The 20,907-nt window shown below is 43.4% G+C and carries 14 protein-coding genes and 2 pseudogenes; all 16 read right to left on the bottom strand.

Annotated features, from left to right (window positions below; translation table 11 throughout):
- Positions 1-261: 261 nt before the first annotated feature.
- Complete coding sequence (locus J1784_RS06535; protein ID WP_217148506.1) at positions 262-3,396, bottom strand: AAA family ATPase; 3,135 nt, start codon at positions 3,394-3,396, stop codon at positions 262-264.
- Complete coding sequence (locus tag J1784_RS06530) at positions 3,377-3,928, bottom strand: ABC-three component system middle component 1 (protein ID WP_054878689.1); 552 nt, start codon at positions 3,926-3,928, stop codon at positions 3,377-3,379. Before J1784_RS06530 ends, J1784_RS06535 begins: the two co-directional genes overlap by 20 nt.
- A pseudogene (locus J1784_RS26720) lies at positions 3,912-5,134 on the bottom strand (ABC-three component system protein). Before J1784_RS26720 ends, J1784_RS06530 begins: the two are co-directional and overlap by 17 nt.
- Positions 5,135-5,207: 73 nt before the next feature.
- Positions 5,208-6,260: a ComEC/Rec2 family competence protein gene (locus tag J1784_RS06515; protein ID WP_054878687.1), complete on the bottom strand. Its 1,053-nt coding sequence runs from the start codon at positions 6,258-6,260 to the stop codon at positions 5,208-5,210.
- Between the two features lie 192 nt (positions 6,261-6,452).
- The gene (locus J1784_RS06510) at positions 6,453-7,166 is read right to left on the bottom strand and encodes a M48 family metallopeptidase (protein WP_217148503.1); all 714 of its coding nucleotides are present in this window, start codon (positions 7,164-7,166) and stop codon (positions 6,453-6,455) included.
- Positions 7,166-10,261, bottom strand: a complete 3,096-nt coding sequence (locus tag J1784_RS06505; protein ID WP_217148502.1) for a type I restriction endonuclease subunit R — start codon at positions 10,259-10,261, stop codon at positions 7,166-7,168. Before J1784_RS06505 ends, J1784_RS06510 begins: the two co-directional genes overlap by 1 nt.
- Positions 10,258-12,288 (bottom strand): DUF262 domain-containing protein, encoded by a 2,031-nt coding sequence (locus J1784_RS06500; RefSeq protein ID WP_217148501.1) that lies wholly within the window; start codon positions 12,286-12,288, stop codon positions 10,258-10,260. Before J1784_RS06500 ends, J1784_RS06505 begins: the two co-directional genes overlap by 4 nt.
- A complete protein-coding gene (locus J1784_RS06495; RefSeq protein WP_217148500.1) occupies positions 12,281-13,714 on the bottom strand; it encodes a DUF262 domain-containing protein in 1,434 nt (477 codons plus the stop codon). The genes J1784_RS06500 and J1784_RS06495 overlap by 8 nt, the downstream gene beginning before the upstream one ends.
- On the bottom strand, positions 13,711-15,039 hold the full coding sequence (locus tag J1784_RS06490; protein ID WP_217148499.1) for a restriction endonuclease subunit S: 1,329 nt from the start codon (positions 15,037-15,039) through the stop codon (positions 13,711-13,713). The genes J1784_RS06495 and J1784_RS06490 overlap by 4 nt, the downstream gene beginning before the upstream one ends.
- Positions 15,036-17,498, bottom strand: coding sequence for a type I restriction-modification system subunit M (locus J1784_RS06485; RefSeq protein ID WP_217148498.1), 2,463 nt, complete (start codon positions 17,496-17,498; stop codon positions 15,036-15,038). The genes J1784_RS06490 and J1784_RS06485 overlap by 4 nt, the downstream gene beginning before the upstream one ends.
- A 206-nt stretch (positions 17,499-17,704) precedes the next feature.
- Positions 17,705-18,316 (bottom strand): inovirus Gp2 family protein, encoded by a 612-nt coding sequence (locus tag J1784_RS06480; protein ID WP_130994062.1) that lies wholly within the window; start codon positions 18,314-18,316, stop codon positions 17,705-17,707.
- Positions 18,317-18,644: 328 nt separating this feature from the next.
- A complete protein-coding gene (locus J1784_RS26625) occupies positions 18,645-18,725 on the bottom strand; it encodes a putative zinc ribbon protein (RefSeq protein ID WP_274387311.1) in 81 nt (26 codons plus the stop codon).
- 101 nt (positions 18,726-18,826) lie between these two features.
- A pseudogene (locus tag J1784_RS26620) lies at positions 18,827-18,961 on the bottom strand (DUF7828 domain-containing protein); the annotation flags it as partial.
- A gap of 79 nt (positions 18,962-19,040) precedes the next feature.
- Positions 19,041-19,574 (bottom strand): secretoglobin family protein, encoded by a 534-nt coding sequence (locus J1784_RS06470; protein WP_217148497.1) that lies wholly within the window; start codon positions 19,572-19,574, stop codon positions 19,041-19,043.
- Positions 19,575-19,677: 103 nt separating this feature from the next.
- Positions 19,678-19,890 (bottom strand): helix-turn-helix transcriptional regulator, encoded by a 213-nt coding sequence (locus J1784_RS06465; protein WP_217148496.1) that lies wholly within the window; start codon positions 19,888-19,890, stop codon positions 19,678-19,680.
- A gap of 380 nt (positions 19,891-20,270) precedes the next feature.
- The gene (locus tag J1784_RS26470; RefSeq protein ID WP_238485416.1) at positions 20,271-20,576 is read right to left on the bottom strand and encodes a hypothetical protein; all 306 of its coding nucleotides are present in this window, start codon (positions 20,574-20,576) and stop codon (positions 20,271-20,273) included.
- Between the last annotated feature and the right edge of the window lie 331 nt (positions 20,577-20,907).

Below are 20,907 nucleotides of genomic sequence, written 5' to 3'. Positions count from 1 at the left end.
ATAGAAGACATGTTAAGAATATGCTTTCCGTTATTCCCAAATAAAAACCATGACCGATAGACGCGGCTACTCACTATCAGTGAGCAGTAAATCATTAGTTTTAATAAAATAATCAATTTTATTGTGAACATAATAATTTCACAATCTTTATCCCCAAGAAGGGGGATGGTCTAAAGGGGCTACGTAGGATTAATTCAGACCATTTTGTCCCATATACTGGTCCGGGGCTGGCCCAGTATATGGTCATATTTTTATTAGCTATTAATTACTCAATGATTCTACAGGAACTACAACACCAAATTTTTCCAGCTTAAGGAATTTTGAACCCATTACTTGTGAAGGGATCTTGCGCTGAAGCAAACTAAAGAAGTTATCATCATGTGTTGAGATTATAATCTGCTTATTAAAACGAACAGAAATGCTTCGTAGGAGATCAATTGTGGCTAAGACATTAATTGAGTCCATTGATTGTATCGGGTCATCAATCATAATGACATCTATTGGATCACCATTATCATCCTTGGCATGAAGTGCACTAGCCAAAAATACGCTTAAACTGAGAATATTCAACTGAGCAGCGCTGAAAAAAAGAATTGGCGACACGGTTTTCCCTTCCTCATCGCTGAGGACAATATTTAATCCAGGACGATCTGATGTCTCAAAATCTGGACGGAACTCAACCTTTTTGAGGGATGGATGTGGATCGATTTTTCTGTAAATAGAATCAATAAGATCTTCATAAAAGAACTCTCTTATGAGCTTTCTAAGTTCATCAATAACCTTTTCTCTCTCAGCCAGCAGCACTTTATCAACTTGATTTCTCTGAGTTAAGCGTTTCTCCACGGTGGTAAGGTTTTCACGGAGCACTTGATTTGTTAAATACAACTCTGTTGCTTTCAATAGTTCTGATAACAGTTCAAATTTTTTCAGTTTACTATCAATTCCTCGATATTGCAGTATCTGGAAATTAATGGTTTCGGTTATAGTTATTCCTATCTCATCGGCAGTCTTGCCATCCTGCGGGCCAATCATTTGATTCAAAGACGCAACGAAAGACTGTATAAATGATTCATACTCAGCGATATGATTCTCCGCCTGCTTTTTCTCTGCGGATAATACTTCAATATCAGTCATAGTTTCGTTAGCAATCATAGTCTCTTTCAGGGATTTTGACTGTTCAGCAATTTTTTTTGCATCAGATAAATGTTCTTTTCTGCATTTTTCAATTGCCGCTCGCTTTTCGACGTAATATGTTTTAAATTCATGTGGCTGCAAGCTATTTTCAATAAGGTAAACATTTACCTTTTGATAAGCTGATTTAGAGGCAGTGGTTTTAATTTGTAAATTGAGCATTTTAATCGATGACTCAATCTGCGTTATGAGCAATTTTTTTTCATCAATATTTTGGCTTAACACTGTTTTACTATTAAGCAATTCTTCTTTCTTTAAAGTGAGATCTTTGAGTTCGGCTTCTGTCCGAGATATGAGTTCTTCTTTAGTAAGTTCCCAGACAGAAAGTTGAAGGGATTTGATTTGCAACTGCAGAGAGTTGACCTCTGCCTGAAGTAATGATTTTTGCTCTTCTAGTTTAGATACTTGCAAACCTTGGTCGTTAAGTTTAGTTCTTAGATCAGAAAGGCGATCCATCTGAATCCTAACGGCCTCTTGGACGATTGCATCCATCTTGGCTTTGAGTAAGCTTTGTCGTTTAGTGGAAGCATTGAGTTTTTCTGCATTCTCCTTACTTAGAATTGACAATAGTTCTGTATTCTTTACTTCTTTTTGGAGAGCCGACTCAGAATCATGCGGCTTGTTACATAAAGGGCAAATATTAGTAGGCCATATACTCAGATACTCTAGACCAGAGGTAACCAGACGTTCATGAAGTCCCATTTGCTCGGCTAAAGAAATTTGAGTTTTCTTAATAGATTGATCGTGCAGCAGTAACGCTTTCAGTTCTTCAGAAATATGTCCTAATTCATCCAGTTTAAGCTTATCAAAATTAATTGCGCTTAAATCAGAATTAAGCAATGATTCCGCATTAACCGTGAGGGAAGATATCGTTGTTAACTCAAGCTGAATATTATCTCGCAGATTCTTATTTAGAATTAATGACAAATTTGTATTTACAACTTGAGCACTAAGTTTTTTTAGTCGTTCTTGTTGTACATTTATTTCAGAGTAAATAGAGGAACAATTATCTAACGCTGTACGTAGAAGCAATGAGCGATTATCAGCCTCGGTTAAGTCTGAATCAAGTTTGCTGAGTGACTGTTGAAGATCAACAAGTATGGTTGCTTCATAAGTGTGTTGCCTAGAAAGCGAGGAGCATTTTTCAGTGACATTTGTTATTTCTGATTGAGTATCCAGAAAAATTTTTAAGTATTCAGCTACTTCATTTAGAGTTAGCAATTGCTGGCTTGCATACTGGTATTCGTTCTGAATAGTCGAGTAGGAAGTTAATAATGACTGATATCGTTCGGCCTCCTGCAATCCTTTACTAAATTTAAGCAGCTTGTGTTGTTGCTCCTTGATTAGGCTAAGATTCAGTTTTAATTCTGGCAATTTAGAAAAATATTTAGTTAGTGATTCTCGCAAATTGATATTAGCAGAAGCTTGTTTTTTTAGTTCTTGAGTACGGGTTATGATGGCTGAAACCATGTCATGTTGAGTATTTAATGAGAATTGATCATCCACCAAGATCAAATTTTCATCGTCTTTATTCAATTCAGACACAATTTTATTAAATTTTTCGAACATATATACATCAACTGGTTCCTGTAGTTGATCTAGAAGTTTGTTTCTCTCTTTTTCCAGATCAGCTAGTACAACCTTGTTATCATTAATTAAAACTGTCAACTCCTGACGGGCAATCTCGGCATCACACCCAAAGCTTTCCATGAAACGATTATATCGATCCTGCGGTTTAGCCTCCCTTAAAAATCGATCAATTTCATCTTGGCTTAGGATAATCTTTCTAAAGTATTCATTTTCTTTATTCTTATTTACACCGATTCTGATATCACTTGAATTTGAACGTGGCGCTCTAAGGTTTCGGTTGAATGGTTTGGGGAGAGTGGTGGTAACTGTAACGCGTGTTGGTATACTGCTATCAACATCCTTATTGCGTAGGATTTTTTGAGCTATGCCTTTTTCTTTAGTACTTTTAGCTGCGAGTTCATGATTTGAACGATTATAGTCACCACCAAGCCTTTCCAAATGATTCGTAATCGCCCATTCAACTGCATCATAAAAGGAGCTTTTTCCAAAACCATTAGGAGCATAAATTGCAACAAAGTTAGAAGGCATTTCATCATCGTTCGTAAAATCGAAAATTCCATCCTCCTTATATTTGTAGGCACGGAAACCTTCGATCTCAACTTTTTTTATTTTCATTTTGGCTCAGAAATTCAATTATGTTATCGATTCTTCGGGCTCGAGTCTCTCTTGATTCAAAAGTTGAATCTAAAGGAGTACCTCGAACATAATCACCCAAAGATAAGGAAAACTCATCCTCTGTACCCTTGTTTCGTTCGGTAAGCTCCAGATCAGCACCTAACAAGTGGTTGTTTAGAAGAGTCAGGGATTCAGCATTAGGAAGAATGGTTCCAGTTCCATCGAGTACCAACTTTCTGACAGCATACTTATCATTTTCAATTTTATATTTCTCCCATATTGGAAGCGTTTCTGTACAAAAAAATGCCAGGTAAATATTCCATAGCGCTATATCCCCCGGGGGCTGATAAAAAACAGATAAATAGTTTTGGATGGCACTCCAGTTGTCAACAACTTGGGAAGCACTTTCACACCAACATGCAACACAAGAGATATATGAACCTTCATCATTTGAAACAAAAAGCTTAAAGCTCATCTCTTTGAATTTTGTATGCAGGAAATTTAAGTCGTGTTCTTTATTTAATAAATGCATTGAAGTACTCCTTAAACGCACGCAACTGAGCAACACCAGGTTCGGTATTTGCAAAAAGTCTTTCATTACGTACGACGCATTGTTTACGAAGTCCCTCGAGGTGCGTCAATACAAAACTTTTGTACATCGCCCGTTCAACCTGATCGATAGGGGCAAGAGGTCCGGCTCCCGGAACCAGTGCGATATTTTGTATAACTCTGTCCACTTCAAATCCATCTGGCAATAAATCAGCTCCCTGTTCTGGAGAAGCAACAATCACAGTTCCGTCTTTATCAAGAAATTTTCTAGCGGCTTTTAGAATTATGTCTAGCTTACCAACCCAGTTAGAACCATCATTTGTATATAGAATTCTTCGGCGTCGCTCTAATTCTTTAATATAGCGATAGTCAGTGGCGCTTACATTATCCAGGATTGCGCAAATTATCAAAAATTCGAAATAAGCAACCCATAACCTTTTATCTTTTATATCAGCAGGCTGAAAAGGTGCGATTATTAAGTCGTCTTTATATTTTGTCATGAGCTCGAACGGAGGCGGTATCCCTTGAGCGACAAGGCTATCAGCAAAGTTAAGTAACTCAGTCTTTAAACCAATAATAGTATTTTTATTAATAACATAAAACTGAATATCTGTTCTCTCAGACGCGAAAAGCATTCCAAATAGGCTGGTATAATGGGAGCTTTGTTATTTGCCTCGATGATTTCTTCAAATCTCACTAGCCCTTGGCATTGAACACGGCCATATTGTTGATGCTTGTTGATACTATCCATACCAAATTCAACCCCCACCAAATAGGGACGTTCATTGGCTACATGATAAATACCACCACCAGACATACCTTCAATTGCATCTTTCCCTGGTGTGCCACTGACTGTGAAGACAATCAAATGGTCCCTTACGCTTGTCATATGTCCGTCTTGGACTTTCATTGGGTCTGTACTTCCTCTCTCTGTTCCCGGAAAACCGACAAGCTTTAGAGGTGCCATATCAGGCAATGATGAGGCTGGGAATGATTGTTGTGCAACTGTTGGAATATACTCAACCTGTATCACGGCACAGTCATATGTGTCTGAATGACTTTGATCGGTGTGATTCAGAACTGATAAAACCTTGAGCTCTCTACCTTGAACGTCTGTGACGACAAGTTTAGCGTTGGCCTCTGTTAACACGTGCCTTGCCGTAAGAACGTAAGAATAATCCTGAGACATAGCATTGACCAGAACGCCGCTGCCCTTATTTACAACGACGCAATAGGAAGCCATTAATTCTGATGCGGTCATTTTATAGCCTGATTTTTCCGTCAAGTGCTACGAGTCGTGAGGAATAGGTTTCGGTCTCATGTTCATGCAGTAATGGCGAAATAATTTCAGAGTAATTAAAGCATATATTCCCACTACCAGAGGCCAAAATTCGGGCGATAGTTCTTTTATTAGGTAGCCCGTGCATAGCTCCATTGGTAGATATAATGAACCGGTGTGTATTTATCAATGAAAGAAATTCTGAACTGGTATTGTATTGACTGCCATGATGAGAAATCTTTACAAAATCAAGCGGCAGTTTTCTCGTCTCACTATGTCCAAGTGCCCGGAGACTACGCACAATAATTTTGTCATGAGCATCGCCGAGAAAAAGCATTCTTTTCCCCTCAGCTTCAAGAATGAAAGCAATAGAACTGCCATTGTAATCAGAAGGATCATTTTCAAATATATCATCAGCCAAAATGTCATCAAGGCTCAAGTCGTAATCAGTAGAATGCCCTGAGGTGGTAGTTGGCTCAGGGTCATCAGGCCACTTATGAAGAAGTTTCCTGAGTTTGTCTTCATCGGGAGATAATATAGTAAATGTGAAAGGACCTTTTATGATTTTTTGAGAAGCCATTACGACAGGTTGCCGCGCGCAACTGATTTCATTCAACAGTGTTTCCAGGTTTTTACCTTGCCTGACGCTCGTCAGGGGCGAATCGTCCCGGAGATGAATATCGTTGTCTGAAATTTCGGCAACATTGAAGTAGTCAGTAATGAACCGCGATGAATTGAACCAGATTGACGACACCATTTCACTCAGATAGCCCGGTGTCTCAAATGCTCTTAACAGGCCGCCAATGTGGTCATCATCGATGTGAGTTAAAATCGCTAAATCAATTTTTTGCCCTTTCTCCTTCAGTTCATCAAGCACACAGCGAAGAGCACCGCTATAACGACCTCTTTGGCCGAACTGAAAGGTAGCAGCGTTGCCTCCATCAATTAGTAAGTTCCATACGCCATTCAGACTTTCATGTGTTACTAGGATGCAGTCACCATGATTGGCTTGTAGAACTTGCACACTGATACCCATTTGAACTCCTTGTGTAATATCCAGATATCCCCGAATGACCACATTTTCACAATGACTTTAACATACCAGTTGTGCTGTTTATATTCCAAACTCTTGATTGTTAGACTACAGAGAAATTTACGGAGCCAATAGTAAATAATTCATCTGGATCTTACATTTAGAGAGCTCTGTCACTGATCTGCTCCCCGTTGATCAATACCCCCAATGATTATAAGCCAAGGGCATCTTATTCAACTTTGCTCTGTGTTCTCGCCAGTTCGGTAGGTACATGTTCATCAGGCCGATAAAACGCTCATTGTGCTTACGTTCATGAAGATGAACTAGCTCGTGAACTACAATGAATTCAAGGCATTCAGGAGGCTTTTTAACCAGTTCGAGATTGATCCAGACACGCGCAGACTGAGGGTTGCAGCTACCCCACTTAGTCTTCATTCGCTTGATACCAACAAAGCTCGCTTCAACCTTCATCTCGGGCTGCCATTTGGCCATCAACTTGGGCAGTCTATGTTTTAAAATACTGCGATACCATTGGTTGAGAACTGCTTCCCGTTGGGCTGTGCCGTAATGTGGAGGTACTTTCATGCGTATCCAACCGCCCTGAAGTTTCACTTCAGCGGGCTTATCCACTAAAACTACATCCAGTCGATATCCTCTTCCCCAAAGATAGTGTGTTTCTCCACTACACATTTCTCGTTCACTCTGGCGCGGCTGAGCCTGAAATTGTGCTTGCTGCTGTCGGATCCATACCAGCCTTCTTACTACAGCCATCCTAATAGCTGTGTCTGACAGTGATACGGGAGCCGATACCCTTACTCGGCCATCCGGAGGTAGAACGCTGATATGCAGGTTTTTAATTTTTTTACGCTGTAAATCTAGAGTTAGCTCACCAATGGTAACCAAAGGCATTAACGATACTCCTTCTGCGCCTTCACCAGTTTCATCACATCCGCGACCGTCACTGTATAACCTTTAATTGCTTCCGCGATAGCGAAGCTGATCTCGCGCTCTTTAAAACGATCTCCATACCAGTCGGCTTTTTTGGTGTGACGGACTGCAGTATCTATCTTTATGACTAACACTTCATCCTGCCCGAGGTTGTCATAAAACGCTTTCTTGGCGAGAGTATCAATGCTTGCTGGATAAGTACTTTTACTACCTGACTGAGGATGTTTCACCTGCTTCGCTAGTTCACGTACGTGCTCCAGATACTCTTGATAGGAGATAGCCTGTTGACGACGAAGTGCGATCAGTTCATCAAGCAACACCGACATTTTTTCGTAGTATTTCGGGTTTACCGGATTTTCATCAACAATGGTTCTGCGAACGTTATTTTCAATTGCTTCAGCCATGGCCTCTTGGTTGCCACGCATGTCGGCTGGAAGTCCATCCAGTGCATCTTCTCCGCGTTCAATAATCAGTTCAAGTAGCCCTAGCTGCTCAAAGTCCATCAGCGTTTCACTAGGATCGGCATCCACCCAAAGATCTAGCATCTGCCGCATACCTGGCTCGAACTGCTTCATATCCACGAGATCGCCACTGGCTATTTTGATTTCATCGCGTACTTTCGAGTAAAACTCAACTTCGAGGCGGATTTTCTCTGCCTGCTGCTCACTATAGCCAGCATCTGTCATTTCACCTGCCAGACCAGTAAAAGTGCGGATAAGCCTCGCCACAGATTGATAAAGTGTTAGTCGTAACGCTTCTTTCTCGGATATTTGTTCGGCTACTGCACCGGGTTCACCGCAGAAATAGTGCTGATAATCTAGCTGATGTCGTGGCATGCGAACTGGTTCGCAAAGAGTACGAACTGCATCAAGCGCGCCATCTAAATCAATTTTGGCCTGTTGCAACCGATCCTTCAGTAAACCGGCTACATCTTCTTTGTCGTAGCCATCAAAGGCTTCTGCGGTGTAGTCCTGAACTGTTTTTTCCAGTGAGCGGAAAAGATCTTTATAGTCGACAATATAGCCGTATTCTTTATCTTCACCATCCAACCGGTTAACCCGGCAGATCGCCTGGAAGAGGTTATGGTCAGCCATTTTTTTGTCGATATAAAGGTAAGTAGCAGAGGGGGCGTCAAACCCAGTCAATAACTTATCAACAACTATCAATAGGCGCATCTGGCCAGGTTCTTTGATAAAGCGTTGTTTGACCTCTTTTTCAAAATCACTCACGCGTTTAGCTGCCTCAGCCTCCGGTTGCTCAAAATACTCCGCAAGCATTTTTCGATAGATGTTGTACTTGGCTAGTTTCTCAGTCAGCCCTTCACCACTTTCCTCGCCTTTAATCTCACTGGCATTTGGCTGGTAGCTCGTCACAATCGCACATTTACCGGCAAAACCAGCTTCGCTAAACATCTCATAGCATTTGCAGGCCTGATAGACGCTGGAACAAACCAACATGGCGTTACCTCGGCCGTCGGCGAGTCGCGGTTTTTGTTCGAAATCGAGAAGGATGTCAGCCACAATCTGTTCCAGCCGCGAGCGACTAGACAAGAGCTTCTGCATTGAAGCCCATTTCTGTTTGAGTTGCTGCTGACCAAGGCGAGAGAGTTTAGAGGTTTTGGCATCAAACCACTGGTCGACTTTTTTCTGAGATTTCACTCGTTGATCGATGTCACGAGCCTCGTAGCGCAAATCCAGCACAACCCCATCATTTACTGCTTCATCAAATTTATAAGTGTGAATATAGGGCCCGAAGATTTCAACTGACTTCTTCTTGTCTTTCTTCATCAGTGGGGTGCCAGTGAAGCCTATAAACTGCGCATCTGGAAGTATGCTTGTCATTGCCGAATGCAATTTGCCGGACTGGGTTCGGTGGCACTCATCCACAAATACGAACAATTTTCCCTTCGGGCTAAAATCGGCAGGAATACTTCGTTTCATTTGTTCGATGAAATCGTCAGTGTCGGCCTCTATGTCATCCTCTTCGTGACGGCCAAATTTATGTACTAGCGAACATATAAGCCAAGGTTTGGTTTGATTAAGGCGAGTTACCAAATCTGCTCCGCTTCGGGTGCGAAGGATTTCCTCTTCCACGCCGTTGAAGACTTTTTCGATTTGTTCATCTAGCTCTGTGCGGTCGGTTATGATCAGCACTCTACTATCGGTGATATTTTCTCTGATCCATTTTGCTAGCCAAACCATAGTCAGACTTTTACCGCTGCCCTGGGTATGCCAGATGATCCCGCCTTCATTGCGCTGAATAAAAGGTTTCGTTGCAGCGACGCCAAAATATTGGTTATGGCGGCAGGTTTTTTTCACCCCAGCATCAAAGACGATAAAGTCGTGGATCAATTCCAGCAGGCGCTGTTTATTACATATCTGGGCCAGATGACGATCGAGCATGTTGGAATGGGGCGACTCAGCGGCTTCTTTCCATTGCAGATAATACTTCTCCGGCGTTTCGATTACGCCATAGCGAAGCCCTTCTAAATCATTACCGGCCATCACCAGTTGGATGGTGGTGAAGAAGTTACGGATAAATGCTTTTTGCTGGTTATCGAGGTTTTGGCGTATACCTTCTGAAACTGACACTGTAGAACGTTTAAGCTCAATCACACCAAGTGCAATGCCGTTAACATACAGAACCAAATCCGGGCGTTTCTTATTTTCGCCTTTGTGTGTCACTTCTTCAGCAATAGCAAAATCATTCGCTTCTGGATTTTTCCAGTCCACCAGCCAGATGGTCTGGTTCTGCTCACCTGCACCTTCCTTGTCCTTCACACCGTAGCGCAACAGGCGATAGACCTCTTTGTTGGCATCATAGAGGATACGGCCTTCGCCGAGACTTGCGGCTCTGTCAAGTTGTCGCAACACGCGGTCGATAAGCACTTCTGAAACGCCACATTTTGTTAGCCAGGCAGAAACTAAGGAAGGTTCGATGTTGCGGTTGTCTTCGCGTTTATGCCAGTTTCCCAGATAGCGATAACCTAAGTGCTCGATGAATAGTTGAATAACACGTTGTTGTGTTATGCGTTCACGCTGGCCGACATTATTCATAACACCTCCTTAAATACGCTATCCATACCACCGGCACCGGTTAACACTGCCAGCATTTCCGCTTCGTGAGTGACGATTTCCTCCTCGCCCCACTGATTGTTCTTCTTCATCAGCTCGATCATTGCGAGCAATTTCAGACTATCAATTTCATTACGTTCAAGGCTCGCTTCGAAATGCTCTTGCTTTTGTTTTGGCTGGAAGTTGCTAAGTCGTGAATTTTTGCTGTGGCTAATCAGACTGAGGTTGCCGAAGCTATGCAACGATGTATCTGGTAATGTCCTGTAGCCATCCATGGGGTGCTGAGGATAGAAATGCTCTACCGAACTTCGGAAGGTAAACTCAAAACGTTTGACTATCTCAGCTTTATTTCTGTCACGACACCAGAGTAAGTAGTCCAGGTAATTGAATACCAAGTTGTTTGCTATCGTACCAAAGCGCATCTTCTTCTGAATCTGATCTGACAGTACAACAGGTTGGATATGTGACTCATTGCCGTAGATAATCTCAAAATATGATTTTGGCGTTTCTTCTGCCAGGAAGTTCTGAAAGACAAATGCGGAGGCAAGACGCTCCAGATATTCGATATATTCCCTTGCTTCGATCTGGCTTACAGCGGAATGGGCATTAAACAGATAGAACAAAGCCCCATTCAACCAGTGTTTGTAAACCAGAGTAGGGGTTGAAACGTGGAAGGCGGAAAGCAACATCAAAATCTGCCGGTTGATGCCGGTATTGTTAATCTCATCTTCATTAAACGTATTGGTATAACTGGTACTCTTCTCTGAATACCAACGCAGGCGCTTCAAACTCCAGCCATCGCTACCTTTGGCGAACTCTCGTTTTATCACGAACTGATCAAAAAGGTATTTGCATTTGAGAAGTGCAAAGACGAAATCCTGTACCGCTTTAACCGGGTCATTCTGCTTTAATAACCGAAGTTCGAACTGTTCGATTAATTGTTTGTCATCAAGCGGAACATCTACTTTGACCTTTCCAGTTTGGCTAAAGACACGCAACACATGGAGCAGGAAGTTGGAGAAGTTGATAACACTATTAAAACGCTCTGAGCTACCTTCATCTTCTTCACCTCTTTCACCACTTATGGTTGAAGATGACTTGATAATGTCAGTCAGTGTGCGGTTTGTTTGGTTCTCTCTTGTGCCAAGCTCCGAAGCCGATGGGATAAGCATGTCAGCTAGAGAATTAAAATCAGCAGGCACAAATTGCCCCCAATTTTCCTGCCCAAATAATTGATGACGTTCGGCTGGTGTAAAACCGTACTGGACATAACGTTCCATGTTGGAGCAAGCATCCCAAACTCGTGAGAGGGTGTTCAGGCTGTTCTGCCGATCTTGCTGGTCCGTTATCTCGTTGAGCACAGCCATCAGTCGCGCTTTCACCACCTCATGTTTTTCAAGTTGCTCGCCTCGGTTGTTCATCACCTCAAAAAAATGATTGAGGTCGGTATCGGCAGGCACTTCTATTCGGGCAATTTGTACATGGTCGAACAGATAGGTACAAAAATGAATTAATGACTCATCAACTAATTTCAAGTCGCGTAGTACCTTGCCAATAAGTTCATAGCCATTGATCAGCCCTTCATTAAATTCCTTGCTCCGCAGTTTATGCGGTTCCACACCTTGCCAGAGCCGAGCAAAGGTTTCGCCAGACTTGGGTCTGCTCTCAAACCCTAAGTTAATCCCTTGGTACCAGCTCATATCCAGCGTGGATTCCGCATGTTTTTTTAACCAGTTAGCAAGAAGGGATAGAGTAGTGAAACGCTGCTGTCCGTCGATTATCTCTGACTGCCCATCAGGACGAGTGAACACGACTAACGTACCGATGTAGTAAGTTTGAGGGAATGGGCTAAGCAGGCTTTTTTGCTGGTAGTCGAGTATGTCCTGCACAAGTTGAGTTATTTCACCCTCTCCCCAGGCATAGTTACGCTGGTACATGGGGATAAGATAACGAGATGCATCGCCCAGTAATGATCGGACCGTAAAGGATGTTACCTTTGCATCACTCATAGTAGTTCATCTCCTTGAACAACCTCACCAGCTCATCTTGCTCATGGTTACCGGTACGGCGGTTATTATTATTTTCTGAAGCCCGAATTGTGAGTAATGGCATAGATAGCACATCGCCAGGTACTCTGGCTTCTTTGATCACCCGGAACAGATTGTTATCCAGCACATACTTGTCCATGGTTGCAAGTTGTACCACTTGCTGCCGAATTCGGCATCTGTAGGCCCAGATAAAGCTTTTTTCAATCGCTACAGATAAGGACTGCCCGCCAAATTTGTCGATATAAAAGATCAGAGCACAGTCAAACATGGTGCGTATATATTGATCCCCTGTTCGATAGCGATTTCGATAGCTATTTAACGTTCTTAGTATCTGTGTTGCCATTTCACTCAGGACTACGCCCTGAATTACTAAAGGTTGTTGGGTGTGGCTGGTAGCATGCTCACAGGAGATAATTGCCGATACCTGTTGCTGGTAGTGTTCTGCCATTTCGAAAAAGCGTCTTCCATTGATAATCATCTGATCGAGATGGAAAGGGAAACGCATTTTCTGGCCATCAATCTTGCGCTGGTATTGATTGTTATAGTCATCCACAAAATGATGAGCCATACGCAAAGATTCCACATAAGGGAACTGACCAATCTGGTCAATATTGATCCCTTTAAATAGGCCGACTTCATCCTTGCCAAAGAAACGAGCGGAATTCCCCTGGGACCACTGACGTACTCTGTAGAGATAGGATGCGAAAAGATTAGCCAGGTCATCACTGGGCAATCCTTCCCAATGGGCAACGGATGCAGCTTTTAGTTCTACCTCATGACTGGCGAATTCACGTAGATGGAAGGCTTTAAGCAGGTCGTGTGGATCCAGATCCCGCCCACGAGCATTTTGTGAGTCGAAGAACTGAAAGGCTTCAGACAGGTCAGTCAGCACAAAAACCACTACCTGGCAGTGGTTGAGAAGAAAATCGATATGTTGCTCGCTGAATTCTCGATGGCTAACCCTGCGTTTCAGCTCCTGATAATTCTGGTACAGATTGTATTCCGACACCTGGCTAGCAAAACGTTGCCGCTTCATAAAACTTTCAACGGAGGGTCTTAACTGGACAAGCGTTTCCTGCAAATCCTGACGTTCCAGCCCAGCAAGCCGGGTTTCGATAAGTGCCCATACGGCCAGTATTAATGTCAGTGTTCGTTGCTGACCATCGACGATATCCAGTCGGTTTTCTGCATCGCTCTCAGCTTGATGAAACACTACTGAGCCCAAGCGGTAGGCCGATTTATCGAGATGACTGTTTATGTCCGCAAACAGTTCACTGATATTTTTCACCGTCCATTTATAAGGGCGTTGATAGGCCGGAATTGCTATTTCGGTCAGGTTAAGCAGACCCTTGACCGACAGAACTGTCTTATCAAGGGTATTTTTCATGGTTGGTGATCCAATGGTAAACGGATGCGTCCGGTCAGCAGTTGTTGCATCATTCCTTGTTTTATATCTCGGATCTTGGAGAGTTTTTGCTCCAGAGCCTCGAGTTCAGCGTCCATATCAGAGAGGATGCTGGCGATGGCAGTTTGTTCTTTTTTGGGTGGTACTGGTATGGGTAAACTTGCGAATTCATTCCCATTAACTCCTGGTTGCCCGCTTCGCATTGAGTTTGTAGCTATCCAATTCCAATACTGCTGTGTCTGTAGAAACTGGAAAAGGAATTTTGAATTTAGGGATCTTTGATCTGGCGTAATTTTGATAAGAAATCCTGCATACACGAGGGTGCCATCCTCTGGTTTGTAAAGATAAGATTTACCAACGCTAGCCCCTGTTCTTGCTAAGACAATGTCCCCTTCCTGTAGTATATAGGAATCAGAAAGTGGGCTATTTACACCGACTTTCTCAGTGGGTCTAAAATATCCATTATCACTAATATCAGTTATACGAATATAAACGGGAATATTCCTCCCCAATTTTACTGCTGGGGCATTAATTCCGTAACGCGGTGAATCATTGAGTAAATAACCAAGTGGGTGTACCTCCCAATCTTCCGGAATCCTTCCAAGTTCACTGAATTTATAGCTCTTGAGTGTCCCATCGGGGCGTTTAGCAAACAGCGGTAAGCGCGTGTGACCAGTCAGCAGTTGCTGCATGGTGGCGGTTTTGATGGCCTGTTTTTTGACGATTAACTTTTCAAGCTTGATAATCAGCGTATCTGTATCGGAGAGCACATTGGCGATGGCAGTTTGTTCTAATTTAGTGGGCAAAGGAACGGGATATGATTTGAGAGCAGGTAGCTCAATACCGGTCTGACCAGAAGAACGTTGTGATAAACCATCCATTAATACGAAAAGTTTATTTGTTTTTAAGAAGTAATATAAGTATTCCTTCTCGATCATGGTTGTAGGCACTGCTTTAATTAACGCAACGTTATATGCTCCCTGAATACCTCTTAAAATTTGAAAAATAGGAGGGCCATATCGACCTATCATTATGTCATTTTCAGTGCATTTCTTTTTGGCCAATATCTCCGGAATATATGTTTCATACTCAGAGGTTTTATAATCTCTAATTTGAATTAAACGAATATAACCTTTTTTAGGTTTTGATGAAAAAAACTCTTTAGATGGCTGCGCTCCTCCACTAAATGTAGCTACATCATTTATAGTCTTAACTTCCCAAGTATCGGGAATAATACCCGCCTCCGTCAACTTATAACCAGACGGAACCACTTGATTATCCTGTTTTTTATTCTGCTCTAACATCATACCCACTCCAATCCCATAGACTTAAGATGAGTCAGAACCTTTAACTCTAGTTCAGAGACATTCAATGTTAAATCTGGAAGGGGGATGCTATAGCGCTCTTTCAGTTCTTTTACACGATTTGCTAGTCGTTGTGTGACACGCTCAATTTCCGCTTCCACAGCCCCAACCAGACTAGCTTTCCATTTGTCTTCAACCAGTAAAATTTTTATGTCGTTATCAGTGAGCTTTGGATAATGAGCAAACACCGCAAGATCCAGTTTTTCCTGTGCTTCTTTATGGGCTTTTTTGGCTTTGGTTTCAGTATCGAATAACGTCTGAGAAGCTTTAAGTACTGCCTTTTCTTCTTTATCCGTGGCAACTTTAAGTCGTGTCTTAATGCTGGCAGCAGTCACTTTCTCTTTATCATTCATCGCATCGGCAAGTAGTCCATCTTCACCGCTGTTTTCTTCAAGGAAGCTTTCAAGTGCTTGGGCGGCTTCATCATATACGACTTGAAGTTGATCAAGCACCTTCTGCTCGGAAGCAAAATAGCGAGCTACTAAAAGGGCTCGCGGCAACAGTTCAGCCTTATATTTTTTCTTACCAATTACCAAATCCGGCGTTTCTTTGAGTTTTTCGCCTTTTTCCACAATCAGTTCACGTAGTAGTTTGCCTGCTTGCCAACCATCCTGGCTCAGAACATAAACGTCGTCTTGCATCACCTCCATCCAGTAATCCATTAGTAACTGATAGATGGCATAGTTCTCGAGCAGCGGAGTATCTGTCGTGGCTTCTGAAGCATAAGTAACGAGGAGGCGCTCACCAATTTCTTCAATCAGCTGTTTCGGTGAGTCACCACGAGCAATTTCATCAAGCTGACAACCTGCAAACCACTTTTCAAAGGGTATCAGTGCTCCAGCTCTGAAAGCGGCAAATTCCGGGTGTGCCAGTATGGTGGTTTTAACTTCACTTGCTTCGACTCGAGCATTGCTGTAACCAGGCCGGGCAGGCTCGAAAAGATCCTGGCGTAAAGTCGGGAAAATTTGCCAGTAAGCACTGAGAGCATCAATATCTCGATCGGGGATGCCTCCAGCCAAATGACCAGAAAGGTCGTGCAGATCTTCTGGCTCGCTACTGTCGATGTAGCGAGGGATATTGAGGTTGTAGTCGTTGGCCGCAATTTCTGACAGCGGAACCATGCGGCTGAAACGAGGGATTTCCTGCTCACGATTAAATGCATCGACAATTTTATGGATGTCCTGGGCGCGTAGGCGATTTTTATTGCCATCCTTAATAAAGCCATTACTGGCATCGATCATAAAGATACCTTGTTGACTCTCACCATTAGCATTGAACGCTCTGAGTCGAGCATCTTCTTTATCGATGATGATGATGCAAGCGGGGATACCTGTGCCATAGAACAGGTTAGCAGGCAGGCCAATAATGCCTTTGATGTAACCCTGTTTGAGCAGATTTTCACGAATACGCGCTTCGGCATTGCCCCGGAACAGAACGCCGTGAGGTAAGATCACCGCCCCTTTGCCGGTGCTCTTAAGGCTTTTGATAATGTGCAGCAAGAAAGCATAGTCGCCGTTCTTCTCTGGCGGTGTCCCCCAGACAAAGCGGTCAAATGGATCGTTCGAAGCATCCAGCCCGCTGGTCCAGTTTTTGTTGGAGAAAGGGGGGTTGGCTACAGCAAAGTCGAAGGTTCTCAGGTTATCGTTGCCATCCTTCCAATGTGGATCGGCTAGGGTGTTACCTTTCCAGATTTTAGCGGTGGCGTTGTCATGCAGGATCATGTTCATGCGTGCCAGTGCGCTGGTCGCATAATCCATCTCTTGGCCATAAATGGTCAGTCCCTTGGGACCTGCTTCGTCACTGGCTTTCAACAATAGAGATCCTGAACCACAGGTAGGGTCATAAACGGTAGCATCCTGCGGTGTCTGTTTGCTGATGCCAATCACTTTCGCCAGAATGCGTGACACCTCTGCAGGGGTGTAAAATTGCCCCTTGGATTTACCTGACTCTGTAGCAAAGTGGCGCATCAAATATTCGTACGCATCACCCAGCAAATCGTCTCCCTCAACGCGGTTGGCAGAGAGATCCAATCCTTCAAAGATAGCCACCAGCTTGGAAAGGCGGTCGATCATCTCCTTACCTTTACCCAGCTTGTCTTCGTCATTGAAGTCAGCGATGTCAATAACGCCCTTCAGGTCATTAGCTTCAGCCAGTAATCCGATAGTTTTGTTAATCTTCTCGCCAATTTCTTTATTGCCCTTGAGGGCCACCATATCGTCAAAACTCGCCCCTTCCGGCACTTCAATCATCGCGTAAGGATTGCCCTTAGCTTTGTCAGAGACGTACTTCATAAACAGTAGGGTCAACACGTAGTCTTTGTACTGTGAAGCATCCATTCCGCCACGCAACTCGTCGCAGCTCGCCCAAAGGGAGGAGTAAAGTTCGTTCTTCTTGATAGCCATATGGTGTCCGGTGAAAACAATACTGAGAACGCGACGGGGGGGTAACAAGCACCAGTGCTGAAACGCTGCCTGTCGCGTGAGAAATTAGGCGAGAGTTTACCAAGTTGGAAGCGTTGAGACTATGCCGCTGAGGGTAAAGTACGATGTAACCAGTGTATTTTAACTTGGTCAAAACCAATGTTTATCGTGTTGTAATATCGAGCCTATTAACTTTGGCTGCATCCAAAAGACCGTTCCTCCCTGTTGTAATCTTTAGTGCGTTCTTTCGCAAAATAACTTAACCGAAACGTCAGTTCATCATAAACCTCTCTGTAACTGGGTGAGTTAATATCCAGGTAATAAAGTGGATTATCGGGAAAACGGGCTAGCGGCCAGAGCTCTGGGCAGTGACTAAGCTGTAAAGCACTCAACCAGGCCTCTCGTGTCAGAGACGCCAGGCCTGTCCCGTCTTCTTTGTAACTCCCCAACCCATTGAAAGTGTCGTTATTCACGAACAGCACCATGTGGTAATGCGATTTCTGATTAATCTCACCCACTTCCCGAACCCAGGCATCGCGAAGGTGGCATGGATATGTTCGTTTACCCTGCTTCAACTTACTTCTGTAGCGCGCTGCAATCTTTGCATCAAGGGATTCAATGAAACGAGATATCAGGCCCTGTCGGTTAATGAGCATATTGTCAGGAAGACGCAGGTCTACCCGAACTGCCATCGTCCGTGCATGCTCTGCAGTCGCGTTATCTATAACGCGTAGAATACGCTGTAGGTAAGTGGTGTTGAATGGTGCATGCCGTCTATCGAGACAGATATTGTCAAACATATAATTTTCCTTGGGTAATGAATTACGGGCAGGGCAAAGCCTTACCCGTAATAGGCAGTTAAAGGGGTTAAGGATTTAAAGGGTGGTAATACCAGCCATTAAGGCTGTCGTGTACGAGTAACCGTATAGGGGGTGATATTGAGATAATATTGTTTATATATCAGGTGCTTAATTAATATTACCAACCCGTCATGGACTACGAATGGCCAATCCATCAGCACCAGGGGCCGGATGATGGAAAGTGATTGATTTTTACTCCGAAGTTATATTCCCCATATAATAACGTTATTGTGTACCAATCAATCCCATGATTGCCTGGTACGTATCACTAAATTTGTATCTCCCGACTGTATATCCCTTTTCTGCATTGAGGGCAGCGTTTCTCGCCGCCATATGACAGGCCGCACATCGTGCATTGCCATTAGGTTGCTGTAATGACTGGGGCAGTTGCGCCACGAGTTGCTGAAGTTTCTCTATGGTGGAAGATTTCCCACTTGCTGGTGCCAGCCTGGGGCACTGCAAAAGGACTTCCGGTTGTCCCCGTGGAATATCGTGTTCAAACCATGACGGTGAAGTTCTGGTAGGGAGGTGGAATATCAATGGGCACTGACAATGGTGGCAGCGCCACTCTTCACTTTCTGCCATATTCACCTGGCGGGCAGGCACAATTTCGCCGGTTCTACGCTGTGCGATATAACATTTTTGTACTCGCATTTTCCAGACCTCACATTGGCCTGGTGGCACGAATATAATTCTCAGTCAACGTTTTCAGTCCCCGATATGATTCTTGCTTTTCTGACATCCATTGCTTCAACGTGTCAGAAAGCGGTAAGTGCAGCGAATACCATTCATCCAGATCGCGACCTGCAACCAGTTCACACCAGCACAGCAGCGTCAGCGTCTGTCGAAAGCCCGGTTGCGTATGCAGTCGGAATAGCATTTGTAATTGTTCCGCCAGTCTGCTTTTCCCAAGGCGGTAACATTCACTGAGCAACACTCCAGGTAGCAGAGAATAGTCAGTACGTTTGTTCAGTCGGGGGATAACAGCACACTCTTCCTCTTGGGATGTTTGAGTGACCTGTAACAGATACTGTGGGACGACAATTACCGATGCCATGCCACCCGACGACCGGCACGATGTAATCGCCAGCTTGTGCCAGTGCTCTATTTCCTGCTGACACAAACCATGGAACAAATTGATGCGGGTAAAATCATTGAGCCAGGCCTGGTAATGATTAAGCAATGGGATGTTTTTCATAGGTGATTTTCCTTGATTCTTAAATTTCAGGCAGCCGTAAGCCTCCGCAATAAGCGGATGGTGTACGTTCTATCTGGATTAATGTTGTTTAGTGACGAAAGGTTTACTGCTGTTTGCGGGATGCATCAATACGTGCCTGAAGCCAAGCTTCTACTTCACTTTTCCGCCAACGGGAGCTGCGCCCAAATTTGGTGGGTTTTGGAAACTCACCATCTTTGATGAGTTTGTAAAACCACTTATCTGTTAACCCGGTGAGTCGGGTGATAAAAACCATATCGACAAACTGGTCTTCGAGCAGGGAAGGTTTACTGGTCATAATTTGATTCTCCGGTAGCTAAATGGATACCGGAGTCGGGAAGATTGTTGTTACTGCCCGCTCCGGCATAGGTACCGGTGGTGCTGTAAAAAAACATCGTTATCTTATTTGGCTTTTCTTGGTCTGCCCTGTCGTGCAGGAGGTGGAACCTCATTGCATCTCCAGATCGGGTAATCATATTTCTGGTCTTCTTTTGTCAGATAACTGGCTATATGTCTCACGCTGTTTAAGGCTTCATTATTGTGATATTCAACAACGTTGTTAATGTTGTCACGATGATATTCATTTGGCTTGCATCGTTGAGGCTTGCCTTCACCATGGGTAATCTCTAGCCACATTTCTTCTGCCTGTAAAATGAATGGGAATGACTTCTGATGCTCCTAAGCATTAAGATAGAAAATCGCATGGGCATGAACCGCACTTTCTGATGTCCATTCAAGTACCCAGAAAATACCAATAACGCCAGGAGGGTTGGTCATCGCCTGAGTGAGTTCTCTGAGGTCATCCTGTATTTCTGCAGAGGAATTACGAATCAATCGATTAGTACCTCGCTGGTAATCAAAATCCATTCGAAAGGCCACTATTTTGGAGTGACATGCCAGGATCTGATTAAGATGGTGATTAATCAAATTCAGCAGGAATTCATTAGGGGTGATTTTCTTTAAATGTAGGTAATGTCTTTGCATTGCTCTGTTCCTTTGAATTAATCCAAAGGAATTGGTGTATCTGTTTTTTCTGTCTTTGAAAGGACTCTTGCAAAGCAGGTTTTAATCACTTTTTACAGATGTACAGCATCCCGTGGAGGGGAAGTTAGATGGCTATCAATTGAGATCTACTATCTATAAAACCAATTAACCTTAATTATTTTTTAACCTGATAGACGCCTCCGTTTCCCTACAGTATTTATACTCATATAGCCTGCTGTCAGTGACAGTTGTAGGGGTTATCGCAGAGTCAATTTTCAGTGTTTCCGAAAAACGCTCTACATGACTTACGTCAAAGTTTCTCCAATATGAT

The sequence above is a fragment of the Rahnella ecdela genome (assembly GCF_019049625.1).
GTDB classification, from domain to species: Bacteria; Pseudomonadota; Gammaproteobacteria; order Enterobacterales; family Enterobacteriaceae; genus Rahnella; species Rahnella ecdela.
Note: the sequence above shows the minus strand (reverse complement) of the source record. Positions and strands in the feature narration are given on the sequence as shown.